The following is a 12,012-nucleotide window of genomic DNA, read 5'->3' as shown; positions in this document are numbered from 1 at the left end:
AACTGTTTGTGTCCGTTTGAGCAACTTGTTAAATTGCAATTATTACTAAACTGGCAACAACGATACAATGAGGGAACCAATAGAGGCAATCGATGCCGCTGTTGGAAGAGAGCTAATCAATGCATTTACAACAACTTTACTTGGTTTCTCGTTTTTGGTATAGGCTCTCTAAAAAAACATAATCTGGTTAAGCGAGCACGTTACGTACTCAGTTTTTAATGAGGGAATAGAAATAAGGTGTTATACGAGGCTTAACCATCCGTTAGTTACTTTGCTTCCATTCCTTTGTTTACAAAATGTAACGCGAGTTGGTTGAGATTACCAGACTGCTTTCTCGTTTTTTGCTCCCTGGCTGTGGTTTGCTTTGAGTGTCTAGTGCTGCGGCAAGATTGTCTTGTGAAAGCGTTGCTTTCATCGTCAGATTCCCGTCGTTCCTCCGTCCATGCTGACCTACGTTCAATCGGTGTTTTCGATGATTTATAAAGCTTTGAAGCTATAAATATCTTTATTCGATGCAACGAAGTTGCGCGACTTGATGACGTTTCTGAGGCCGTGTTTGATGATGTTTCTCCATCTAAAAAGACGCTAAACACCTTCCTTAAATGATCGACGTACAAATGCTTTCCTTTCCTGCGCTACGGAAACGATACGCTAAAGGTCTTAAAGAGATTTTTTGGTTACTTTTTTATCAATTGAAAAAAGTTACACGCTCAGCAGAGCGGAATAAAGCTCAGGAATACAAATTGTTTGAATGGAAGGTACAAACATTGCCAACAGGACAGGCACCTTTAAATCCCTTTAATGTCGGTGCCTGGGGCGTTTTTTATTAAGCTTGGCTTTTAGTGGTAAGCCTTGCTGGCGACGTCGCCCCAGAGGCTTTCTATTTTGTTATCGCGGCCACAGCTGCTGCGGTAAAAGCGGTAACGGAACGGGTTCTTCTTATAATAATCTTGGTGGTATTCCTCCGCTGGATAAAAGGTTTTAGCGGGTAGGATTTCGGTGACTATTTTGGCGCTAAAGGGTTTGTTTGCTTCGACGTTTTTTAAGGAAGCATCGAACACCGCTTTCTGTTCTTCGTTTTGATAAAACATGGCTGTTTTATAGGGTGCGCCTTTGTCACAAAATTGGCCATTTGGGTCCGTTGGGTCGATGGTTTTCCAAAAGTAATCTGATAACACGGCAAGGGAGGTTTTGGTGTCGTCGTACTGAATCCTCACCGCTTCGAAGTGGCCTGTGTGTTTGCCTGAGACTTGGCCGTAGGTTGGGTTTTGCGTGTGGCCGCCAATGTAGCCAGATTCCACGTCTAAGACGCCAGGCACTTTTTCATAGTCGGATTCGACACACCAAAAACACCCACCGGCTACTATCATGGTTTGCGTGTCTGCTTGGGCGGCGGTCATGTAAAAAGAAGCGCTGGCGAGAATTCCAAGCCCGATGGTTGTTTTAAGTCGTTTGGTCATGAACATAATAGGGGCCTTTTTCGTTTTAAGGTGTTTGTCTCTTTTGCGTTCATAGTTTGACGTAGCAGACAGCCAATTTATTACACACAGCGCCAAGAAAAAGCGCGCCTCAAGATTCTCTAATTTAATTAGTAAGTGATTCAATCTTTACGCTGTGTTAAGTCCATGAACCGCACGATATCATGGCGCTCTTGGTTACGAACATCAGAGGTCGTTAGCCATACTGTTTGAATGTTTATCATGTTGTGATGTCTCGCCATTTTCCTTTCAAACAAAACCTTCATGCACGCCTCTTTCTAGTCTTTAGCGCACCGTGCCTAGCCATAATATACGTCAGGAGTTATTCATGAACATTCGATTTGACCATCTTTCATTAAGCGCTAAACAGCCAGAAGTGATGAGAGACTTTTTGGTTGAGTTGCTGGATTTGCACGTCGGTGATCGTCCTGGTCTGAATTTTAATGGCTATTTTTTATTTGCGGGCGACAAAGACGTTATTCATATCTTTGGCCAGTCAATGAGTCGTGGTAAAGAGGCGGCTCACGCATTTTATAGCGAACAAAACGTAGTGCATCATGTGTGTTTTTTCAGTGATGACTACTCTGAAACCATGGCGCGTATTGATCGTATGGGGCTGGATTATTCTATTTCGTCTGTCCCTAACTCTCCTGTTAAGCAGATTTTCGTACGTGCTCCTGAAAACCTTATTCTTGAAATAAAAGGCATTCCTACTTTATGAACCATACCCACCAAGAACGTTTTTTTGTCGCGGCTTATGAATCAGGCCGTACTTCTCACCGCTTGCCTCTTTGGGGGAGTGTGCATGAGAATCCTTTGGGCTTGTCGGATCAGCCAAGCAGTAATATTGAACGCCATGACATAGCAGGCGTTCCCGGTGCGTTTCAACTATTAAATGTACTTAGCCAAGAAGAGTGTTTGTCTTTTATTGAGGCAACAGAGGCCATGGGTTACACAGAAGACGCCGCTGTGTCTCTTGGTCGCAATGTTCGCCATAACATGAATCTTAATTGGGTGGTTGATGACGCCACAGAGCGAAAAATCTGGGGGCGAATCGGCTCGTTTTTTGCCAGTGAAGCCTCTCAATTAGGCAAAGCGGCATTGGGGCTTAATCAGCGCTGTCGTTTTTACCGTTATCAGGCGGGGGATTTTTTTAGTACGCATACGGATGGGGCTTGGCCTGGCAGTAAAATCATCAATGGTCGACCTGAGGTAGACGCTTTTGGGGATCGTTACAGTTTATACACGTGTTTGATCTTTTTAAGTGAAGACTTTGAGGGCGGAGAAACGCAGTTTCTAGTAGACCAAATGAACCCAGATAGACCGGCGAGAAAAGTAAAAGACGCTCAAGCAGTCAATGTTCGTACGCCAGCAGGTGGTCTATTGCTTTTCCCTCATGGGAGCCATCCGCTGCATTGTTTGCATGGCTCAGAGCTTATCACGCAAGGTGTAAAATACATTGTTCGCAGCGATGTGTTGTTTGAACTGTAAGAGAAAGGTAGGGCGCAATGGGCTTCTAGTACTCTGCTGTAAAGCATTGATAATCTAGGCTGGCTGGTGTTTTTATGGTGCCTTTTCTGGCATTTTTCTTAGTGAATGTGTGCCCTAATCTTGAAAATGAAACTATTTTTGAATCAATGGGTTAGAATACTTCGTAAGACAAAGTCAGATTAGGAGAAGGGTGTGGCACGAGGAAGACCCAGCAAAAAAGGCGTGATTATTGAGGCGGCGGCAGAGCTGTTCACATTGAAGGGCTACCAAGGCACGAGCATTGACCAAGTTGTCATCACGGCGGCAGTGTCAAAACCAACGGTATACAGCAACTTTCCGACTAAACTGGTGCTCTGGGAATCGGTGCTTGAGTCCTTGATTGAGCAGGCCGATGTTGAAATGAAGGAGGCGTTAGTGACGCAGAAAACCTTTGCTCAAGCGTATCTTGAGCAGGGCGCCCTAGACCATAGCGGGATTATTGCGGGTTGGATTGCCCTGTGGAAGGCTTGGTCAAATAGTGCTAAACGCTTGGCAGTGTATCGTATTTTATTGGGTGAACAGCATAAAATGGCCGCGACGACGGTGGCGCTTTTTGCTCAGTTTGAAGCGGTATTGGAGCGTGTGTTATTGGCTTGGTTAGACGCCTATAAAGTGCCTTCTGAAAACTTTTTTGTGCTCAAAGCGATCAGTAAAGAAGCGCTGTTAACACCAAGTTTGTTAAATCAAACGGCTTTACCTGTCGATGTGCTAGAGCGTCAATTAAGCCTGATTATCCATAAAAAAGCCGAGTAGCTATCCATAAAAAAGCTATGGGTCTCACCATTACTCGGCTTATTGTTCAGAGCGGCACTGGCTTAAGATTAGATTGAGCCAGCTTCAACCGCAGTGTCTTCGTCTTCTTCTATTCTGCCTTTTTCGGCCCAATACATGATGCCCAGTGCGATGCCGCCAAACAGGGTAAAACCACTGGCGATGGGGATGAGTGTGTTGTCGTACATTTGCCCAATAATGGTGCCGATGAGCATCGACATAATCGACGAAACCGACCCAATCACCGCAGAGGCAATGCCCGCAACATGCCCCATTGGCTCCATGGCTAAGGCGTTAATATTGCCAAACAGTAAGCCAAAGCAGAAGAAAAACACCGCAGCATAGAGTAAAAACATCCATAGGGTGATGGTGACAAAGGCGTGCAAAGTTAAAAAGATAGCCGACGCGATGACCACGCTGTAAATGCCACGAAAGGCGATGTGTTTGGCGCCATGCTTTTCGACGATGCGCGAGTTAATCAAGGACGAAATGCCAAGTACAACCGCCAATAAGCCAAAGTAGAGAGAAAACAAGGTGCCGGTTTTAAACTGCACTTGAAAAATCTGTTGAGCGGAATTTAAATAGCCGATAAAACTGCCAAAAAAGAGCCCCATGCAGACGGTGTAACTGGCGGTAATACGGTTGGTCAGTACTTCTTTAAAGCCTTCATAAAAGCCTTTTCTCGTGAAGGGGATTCTGTTTTCTTTGGGTAGGGTTTCTTTTAAGCGAAATAGAATCCAAGCGATTAAAATAACCGCATACACCAAGTACATTTCAAAAATGCCACGCCAATCATCAAGCAGTAGAATGGCTTGTCCTAGGGTCGGAGCAATGGCGGGGACCAGCATAAAGATCATCATCACCAATGACATAATTCGCGCCATTTGCGAGCCGTGATACAAATCTCGAACGAGAGAAATGGCGGAAATATAAGGTCCAGCCACGCCTAATCCCTGAATAAAACGTCCAATCATCAAGGTTTCTAAGTCGTTGGCTTGGTAGCAAATAACCGTGCCCACCAAGTAAAGAGCAAAGCCACCAAACAGCACAGGGCGACGTCCTAGAGAGTCTGACAAGGGCCCGCAAATCAGTTGACCAATGGCCATGCCTAAAAACAGCATACTAATCAGTAGTTGTGGCTGATTGGCCGAGGTGGCGTTTAGGTCCTTTCCTATAATGCCAAGCGCTGGCAATAGTGCGTCGATTGAAATAGCGACAATAGACATTAGTAGAGCGACAAGAATGGTAAACTCTTTTGATGACATGCCTGACGCCGCACTGTTTTGATGATTTTCCATAATGTATCCAAGTAGATGGCCATAAAGAGATTCCGCGAGAAAGCGGGCGCGATATTATAACCTAATATTACGCTCAGGCAGGAGCTTGTTATTAGGCATCATGGGATTAAATGGGCTTGGGGTATTTTAGTGGTGCGCTCGGGATTTTCATGAAGTAATCTAATACTTAATAAATAGGGGCTGTTATGCCGCGTCTATTGAGGAAAGTATCAAGAGCAAACTCTCCATGTCGTATAAAAGGGAGGATTTATGTCTCACAGCGAAGAAGAAAAAATCGCCTTAGAGCATCAAGCGGCCAAGTTGTTTATGCGTTGGTATGAGCGCAATACCGGCAAAAGAATTCGTCATATTTGGCATAATAATCCCATTCGTCCCGACGTGTCTTGTCTGTTAGAGGGAGAGCCTTTGGATCTGGAAATTGCGCATTTGTACGGCGATGAGCCAGAAGCCATGGCCATTTTAGGACGCGATTTGACCGACAAAACCCGCGCCGCGCTTCATAAGCTTGAAAGCGAACCCGCAGACAGTCGGCTGTTACAAGCACTGAATCGAATTCTAGAAAATAAGTCCGGTAAAAAATACAAATCAAAACGGGTGTGGTTGGTGATCCGCAATGCGCATCCGGCGTGGAGCAAAGAAGGGATTAAGGCGTTAGAGCACTTGATTACCATGCCTGAGCCCCATGCCTTTGAGAAAGTCTGGATAGTGGGGGACATGGCGGGTGAAACCGGCATAGTGCGGCTCTACCCTTAACGTTTGAGAGTGGCTTTATTTAGCGGCTTTCAAGAGAAATACAATAGGCTCAAAAGAAATAAGACGTCATCAATCTGCGCGGTCGATGACGCCTAGCATGACGGTTACTTTTTATTTTTGTTCTTTTTTATCTGCAGCACGGCAATCGTTAAAGCAAGGCCAAGACAAAGCAGAACAAAAATAGCAAAAGAAAGAGGCGCGTAGTTCATGGTAAAGGGTCCTATTTGAGATCTTGCTATTGTAGCAGAAGGCGCCGCTGTGGAAAATTATAGCTGATGAATGCGTTGCGCAAAGGCGTCTACCGACGGCCAATCTGTGTAATCGATTGAGCTATCAAGTGCGGTGGGTCCCTTCGTCATCCACATGATGATACGAATCATTTGTCGATCAAAAAAACGGTATTTTTGATAATCTACTTTCCCCGCAAAAACCCCTTTTAGCTGAGGTTGCCAATCACACTGAGTGAGTAATTTCTGCAGGTAAGGGTTGCTGTCTGAGGTGTTCTTTTCGGCTTTTCGAGCCACCAAATTGACGCTGAAAAAAGCGCTGGGTTTGTCGTTTAATAAGCGTTTATATTGACGAATAAACTGTTCGACATTGGGCCTGTGTTTGCCGTAGCGAATACTGGCCCCTAGGATGATTTTGTCAAATTGCAGTGGATTTGGGAGAGCCGCGTCATCAAGGGAATGCAAGGTAATGGCGTAGTTCGCGTTGAGTTGCTCAGCAAGTCGCAAGCAAATGGCATGCGTGTGCCCATCGACACTGGAATACAGCATCAATATTTTGCCCACAGAATGGCTCATGACCTAGCTTCCTCGCTCATTTTTCCCTTTTATTCTTAGCTGTTCTGCTTTGTATTTTTTGAGGATGACGAGTCCTGCAATAACCGCAAGGCCAACAAAAAAAATAGCGAAGCCGCCTAGGGCGATGGTAACGAGTGGGCTGGTCATTGTCTGTTTCCCTTTTTTGGATCAGCGCTGGTGAACACACTGTCCTGCTGAATACGTGGCTTTAATCGCTCGGTCGTCGCCTAAGGTCATAAAGACAAAGAGGCTTTCTTCGATGCTTTTCGAAAGGGCTAAGCGAGAAGAAATAAGCGGAGTGGCTTTCTTGTCCAGAATGACAAAGTCCGCCTCGGTGCCCACCATAAGGTTACCAATTTTCTCTTCTAAACGTAATGCTTTTGCACCACCTAGGGTCGCAAGATACAGCGATTTGATAGGGCTTAGGTTTTCATTTTGCAACTGAATGACCTTGTAGGCTTCATTCAATGTTTGCAGCATTGAGAAGCTGGTGCCGCCGCCCACATCGGTTCCCATACCAACATGGATGTTATGTTCTTCTGCTTTGCCAAGTTTGAATAAGCCACTGCCAATGAAAAGGTTAGAGGTTGGGCAAAAAGCAATCGCTGAGCCGGTTTCGTGCAGGCGATGATATTCGCTGTCGCACAAGTGAATACCATGGGCAAAGACTGAGCGTTCACTGAGTAATTGGTGGTGATCGTATACGCCTAAATAGTGTTTACTCTCAGGAAACAAATCCTGAACCCAAGCGCACTCGTCTTTGTTTTCTGACAGGTGAGTGTGCATGTAAACATCGTCGTATTCGTTGAGTAGTTGGCCAGCAAGCGATAGCTGCTCGTCTGAGCTGGTTGGCGCGAAACGAGGCGTGATCGCATAGTGCAAACGGCCTTTGTTGTGCCAAGCCTCGATCAATTCTTTGCTTTCTTGGTAGCTGGTTTCTGGGGTGTCGGTTAAATACTCTGGTGCATTGCGGTCCATCATGACTTTGCCACAAATCATGCGTAGGTTATGAACTTCGCTGGCTTCAAAAAACGCCTCCACAGAGACTTTATGTACAGTGCCAAATACCAAGGCGGTGGTGGTGCCGTTACGCAATAATTCTTGCAAAAAGCGATCTGCGACGTCGCGGGCATGGGCTTTGTCGTGGAATTTGCCTTCTTCTGGAAAGGTGTAAGTGTTTAGCCAAGTGAGCAATTGTTCGCCGTAAGAGCCGATCATGTCGGTTTGCGGATAATGAATGTGCGTGTCGATAAATCCTGGGGTAATCAAACCCTCTGGATGATGTTCTATCAGAGTGTCTGCAGGCAAGGTCGCTAAGAGGTCTTTGGCGTGACCAATGGCGCTGATTTTATCGTTGTCGACAATCAGCAAACCGTCTTCAAAATATTCATAGGCGTGTTCTACACCGACGTCTTTAGGGTCCGCAATACAATGTATGATGGCGGCACGCCAGGCTTTTAGTTGACTCATGGTGTCTCTCTTACGGGTTGTTCGTTTGTTTTCGGTTCGATTGCTTTCGAATGGATTGCTTTCGAATGGATTCAATGCCCATCAGCACTCGTTCTGGTGTGGCTGGCGCGTCTATGTCTGGGTGGAAGCGATACTCGCCCACGGATGCAACCGCGTCTTTAATAGCACACCAAGCAGCAATGCCTAACATAAAGGGCGGTTCGCCTACGGCTTTTGAATGGTAAACCGTGTCTTCAGGGTTTTTACGGCTTTCTACCAAGGTGACTCGTAAATCATTCGGCATATCGCTAATGGCAGGGATTTTATAACTTGCTGGGCCGCTTGTCATGAGACGACCTTGATCATTCCAGACTAATTCTTCGCTGGTTAGCCAGCCCATACCTTGAATAAAACCTCCTTCAATTTGCCCGATGTCGATGGCAGGGTTTAAGGTGGCGCCCACATCATGAAGAATGTCGGTGCGGGTAAAGTGGTATTCACCAGTAAAGCTATCGACGATGACTTCACAACAGGCCAGACCGTAAGCAAAGTAATAAAACGGACGACCACTGGCGGTGGCACGATCGTAGTGAATTTTGGGGGTTTTGTAGAAACCTGTGCTCGATAAGGAAATCTGATTTAGATAAGCCAATTCAATCAGGGATTCAAACGAGAGGTAAGTGTCACGGACTTTAACCTGACCATTATTGAATTCAATGTCTTCTGGCGAAACTCGATAATGGCTTGCCAAAAAGTCGATCAAACGCTGCTTGATGGTTAAGGCGGCGTTTTGTGCCGCTTTGCCGTTTAAATCCGTACCGGAAGACGCCGCGGTTGGCGATGTATTCGGTACTTTTTCTGTGTTGGTGGCGGTGATTTGGATTTTGTCGGTTTCTACTTGAAACACTTGAGCGACGATTTGTTGAACCTTGGTGTTCAGACCTTGGCCCATTTCGGTGCCGCCATGGTTCAAATGAATCGTGCCATCGGTATAAATGTGTATCAAGGCGCCGGCTTGGTTCAAAAAAGAATTGGTAAACGAAATACCAAATTTTACTGGAGTGAGTGCCAAGCCTTTTTTAAGAATCGGGCTGCTGGCATTGAAGGCTTTAATGGCGTCGCGGCGCGCGTAATAATCGCAGCTGGCGATTAACTCTTCGGTGATCTCCGGCAGAATATTGTGCTCAACCGTTTGGTGGTACGGAGTCATATTGCGCTCGTTGGTGCCGTAATAATTCAAGCGGCGAATGTCCAATGGGTCTTTGCCCAATTGACGGGCAATGGCATCGAGAATGTCTTCTGTCGGCACCATGCCTTGTGGGCCGCCAAAGCCACGATAAGCGGTGTTTGACGCTGTGTTGGTTTTGCAACGATAACCCGTAATGGTGGCGTGCTCGAAGAAATACGCGTTATCCGCGTGGAACATGGCGCGATCGACAATGGAGCCGGATAAATCCGGCGAATAGCCACAGTTGCCAGCGAGTTCCATGTTCAGCGCCGACACGCGTCCGTTGGCATCGTAACCAACGTCGTAGCGTGCATAAAACGGGTGACGTTTGCCGGTGATCGACATGTCTTCCATGCGCGGTAGGCGCATTTTTGTTGGGCGTCCGGTTAGGTGGGCAAACACCGCACACAAGCACGCGATCGGGGCGGCTTGAGTTTCTTTGCCACCAAAGCCGCCGCCCATTCTTCGCATGTCCACTAAGACTTTGTTCATGCTGATGCCAAGCACGCTGGCCACCAGTTTTTGTACTTCGGTCGGGTTTTGCGTGCTGGAATAGACAATCATGCCGCCGTCTTCAGCAGGCATCACAGAGGCCACTTGGGTTTCGAGGTAGAAGTGCTCTTGACCACCAATATAGAGTTCACCCTGTAGGCGCAGAGGGGCTTTTTCGAGCGCGGTCGCGCTGTCGCCAATGACCAGCTGGTGGCTGTCTTGAACGAAGTGCTGTTTTTCTAGTGCCTCTTTAACATCAAGAATGGGCGTCAGGGGTTGGTAGTCTATCTTGACGGCTTTAGCGGCCTGCAAGGCGGCTTCGTGGCTGGTGGCGGCAATCGCAACAATCGGCTGGCCGTAATATTCAACCAGTCCATCGGCAAGCAAGGGGTCGCCTTTTAGTACTGGGCCAACGTCCAGTTCACCTGGCACATCTTGCGCGCTAATAATACGCACCACGCCTGGCATGGTTAAGCAGGCGCTGGTGTCTATATTAAGGATCTTGGCGTGAGCGTATTCGCTGGTATGCACATACACGTGGAGCTGATTAGGAAACTCTAATTTGTCGTCTATGTATTGCGCTTCGCCACTGACATGCTTGTCGCCACTTTCGTGTTTAATGCCGCGGCCCACCCCGGTTTTAAGGTTGGCTTTGAATAAGCGTTCTAATTCTGCTTGGCTGAGCTCTGGGGCGGAATGATTAGACATGGGCCGTTACTCGCGTTATCAGGTGGTCTGGGTTAGACGTGGTCTCGATGAAGTATTTGCGCAATAGATTTTGTGCCACCAATTGGCGGTATTCTTTCGAGGCTCTAAAGTCACTCAGTGGAGTGAAGTCTCGCGCGAGGGCAGCGCACGCGTTTTCTATGGTGCTTTGTGACCATGCTTGTCCGACGAGGGCTTGCTCACAATGGCTGGCGCGTTTTGGGATCGCCGCCATACCACCAAACGCAAGCCTGGCGGTGGTGACTTTGCCGGCATGGATTGTTATGTTCATGGCCGCGCAAACGGCTGAAATGTCGTCGTCTATGCGCTTTGATACCTTATAAGCTTTGAATGTCGCGTGGGTTGGTTTTGGCACCAAAATTTTCTCAATAAACTCGCTCGATTGACGTACGGTTTTTTTGTAGTCCAAAAAGTAATCTTCAATCGCAATAAGGCGCGTGCTGTCGCCTTGTCTTAGTTGCACTTGAGCGTCGAGCGCGATCAGCAAAGGGGGAGAATCGCCAATGGGAGAGGCGTTTGCAATGTTGCCGCCAAAGGTGCCTTGGTTGCGGATTTGTAAGGAGGCAAAGCGGTGCAGCAACGCACCAAAATCAGGGTAATACTGAGCGAGTACGGCGTAACAGTCCGTGAGAGGCGTGGCAGCACCAATCTCTATCATGGTGTCTGTTTCTGTCACTTGCTTCATCTCTGTGACATTACCAAGGTAGATGACCTTATCGAGCGCGCGGTGGAACTGGGTGACTTCTAGGGCCAAATCGGTGCCGCCAGCTAATAAATGCGCATCTGGGTGTTGTTGATAAAGCTGCGCCAGTTCTTGGCTGCTGGTTGGCAAATAAGCTCGACGATTTTTACCTTGTAACTCTGTGTTGCTGATCGGTTTGATGGCGTCCAATCTAGATATGGTGTCGGCTTCTTGGGCGTCGAACTGATCCGCCTGTTTGTTTTCGCAACTCTGTTTTGCCGCGTCGTAAATAGGGCGATAGCCAGTACATCGGCACAAATTACCCGCTAACGCTTCACTGGTTTGTGCTGGATCATACTGTTCTGCGTTTTTCTGCAGAGCAAAAAGCGACATAACAAAGCCTGGGGTGCAGTAACCGCATTGAGAACCGTGGCAATCGGCCATGGCTTGTTGGGTGCTGTGTAAGGTTTGCTGGTGTTTTAGGTCTTCCACTGTGATGAGTTGTTTACCATGCAGGGCAGAAACAAAGGTTAAGCAAGAATTCACACTGCGATAGCGTAAACGGCCAGCCACAACCTCAGCCAACACCACACTACAGGCACCACAATCACCGGAAGCACAGCCTTCTTTGGTGCCGGTTTTGGTGAGCGTATTGCGCAGGTAATTTAATACCGTCAAATTTGGGTCTAGGTTGTCTTCTTGACGAAGCTCTTGATTCAGTAAAAATTGAATCACGGTTGTCTCTCCTGAAAGCAGTCTGCTTTTTTGCGATGCTGGTGACGAATGTAATCAGCCCATTACA

General features: G+C 47.1%; 13 protein-coding genes. 5 read left to right on the top strand and 8 right to left on the bottom strand.

What is annotated here, in order from left to right; translation table 11 throughout:
• Window positions 1–289 precede the first annotated feature (289 nt).
• Entirely contained in the window at window positions 290–415 is a 126-nt protein-coding gene (locus E0D71_RS17530) for a hypothetical protein (protein WP_279433426.1), read from the bottom strand.
• Window positions 416–602: 187 nt separating this feature from the next.
• On the opposite strand from E0D71_RS17530, the gene E0D71_RS00665 reads away from it, so the two are divergent.
• Window positions 603–830, top strand: coding sequence for a hypothetical protein (locus tag E0D71_RS00665; RefSeq protein ID WP_133001381.1), 228 nt, complete (start codon window positions 603–605; stop codon window positions 828–830).
• A gap of 9 nt (window positions 831–839) precedes the next feature.
• On the opposite strand, the gene msrA is transcribed toward E0D71_RS00665, so the two are convergent.
• On the bottom strand, window positions 840–1,466 hold the full coding sequence (gene msrA, locus E0D71_RS00660; RefSeq protein ID WP_133001380.1) for a peptide-methionine (S)-S-oxide reductase MsrA: 627 nt from the start codon (window positions 1,464–1,466) through the stop codon (window positions 840–842).
• 340 nt (window positions 1,467–1,806) lie between these two features.
• Between msrA and E0D71_RS00655 the strand changes: the two genes are divergently transcribed.
• The 3 genes from E0D71_RS00655 (at window position 1,807) to E0D71_RS00645 (ending at window position 3,761) form a co-directional block, all read left to right on the top strand.
• Window positions 1,807–2,199: a VOC family protein gene (locus tag E0D71_RS00655; protein ID WP_133001379.1), complete on the top strand. Its 393-nt coding sequence runs from the start codon at window positions 1,807–1,809 to the stop codon at window positions 2,197–2,199.
• A complete protein-coding gene (locus tag E0D71_RS00650) occupies window positions 2,196–2,969 on the top strand; it encodes an oxidoreductase (protein ID WP_133001378.1) in 774 nt (257 codons plus the stop codon). The genes E0D71_RS00655 and E0D71_RS00650 overlap by 4 nt, the downstream gene beginning before the upstream one ends.
• 192 nt (window positions 2,970–3,161) lie before the next feature.
• Entirely contained in the window at window positions 3,162–3,761 is a 600-nt protein-coding gene (locus tag E0D71_RS00645; RefSeq protein WP_133001377.1) for a TetR/AcrR family transcriptional regulator, read from the top strand.
• Window positions 3,762–3,829: 68 nt separating this feature from the next.
• On the opposite strand, the gene E0D71_RS00640 is transcribed toward E0D71_RS00645, so the two are convergent.
• Complete coding sequence (locus E0D71_RS00640) at window positions 3,830–5,077, bottom strand: multidrug effflux MFS transporter (protein ID WP_133001376.1); 1,248 nt, start codon at window positions 5,075–5,077, stop codon at window positions 3,830–3,832.
• A gap of 249 nt (window positions 5,078–5,326) precedes the next feature.
• On the opposite strand from E0D71_RS00640, the gene E0D71_RS00635 reads away from it, so the two are divergent.
• Window positions 5,327–5,830 carry a hypothetical protein gene (locus E0D71_RS00635; RefSeq protein WP_133001375.1) on the top strand — a complete coding sequence of 168 codons (504 nt, stop codon included), beginning with the start codon at window positions 5,327–5,329 and terminating at the stop codon, window positions 5,828–5,830.
• A gap of 266 nt (window positions 5,831–6,096) precedes the next feature.
• Here the strand turns inward: E0D71_RS00635 and hemG are convergent, their stop codons facing one another.
• The 5 genes from hemG to xdhA are packed head-to-tail and all read right to left on the bottom strand — an operon-like array spanning window position 6,097 to window position 11,945.
• Entirely contained in the window at window positions 6,097–6,633 is a 537-nt protein-coding gene (gene hemG, locus E0D71_RS00630; protein ID WP_243711890.1) for a menaquinone-dependent protoporphyrinogen IX dehydrogenase, read from the bottom strand.
• 3 nt (window positions 6,634–6,636) lie between these two features.
• Window positions 6,637–6,780: a hypothetical protein gene (locus E0D71_RS17370; RefSeq protein ID WP_165942934.1), complete on the bottom strand. Its 144-nt coding sequence runs from the start codon at window positions 6,778–6,780 to the stop codon at window positions 6,637–6,639.
• Window positions 6,781–6,801: 21 nt separating this feature from the next.
• Window positions 6,802–8,103 carry a guanine deaminase gene (gene guaD / locus E0D71_RS00625; RefSeq protein ID WP_133001374.1) on the bottom strand — a complete coding sequence of 434 codons (1,302 nt, stop codon included), beginning with the start codon at window positions 8,101–8,103 and terminating at the stop codon, window positions 6,802–6,804.
• A 10-nt stretch (window positions 8,104–8,113) separates the two neighbouring features.
• A complete protein-coding gene (xdhB, locus tag E0D71_RS00620; RefSeq protein WP_133001373.1) occupies window positions 8,114–10,510 on the bottom strand; it encodes a xanthine dehydrogenase molybdopterin binding subunit in 2,397 nt (798 codons plus the stop codon).
• Entirely contained in the window at window positions 10,503–11,945 is a 1,443-nt protein-coding gene (gene xdhA / locus E0D71_RS00615) for a xanthine dehydrogenase small subunit (protein ID WP_133001372.1), read from the bottom strand. The genes xdhB and xdhA overlap by 8 nt, the downstream gene beginning before the upstream one ends.
• Window positions 11,946–12,012: the final 67 nt, after the last annotated feature.

The sequence above is a fragment of the Marinomonas sp. KMM3893 genome, assembly GCF_004352855.1.
GTDB lineage: Bacteria > Pseudomonadota > Gammaproteobacteria > Pseudomonadales > Marinomonadaceae > Marinomonas > Marinomonas arenicola.
The sequence above is the reverse complement of the archived record's forward strand: the minus strand, read 5'-3'. Positions and strand labels throughout refer to the sequence as shown.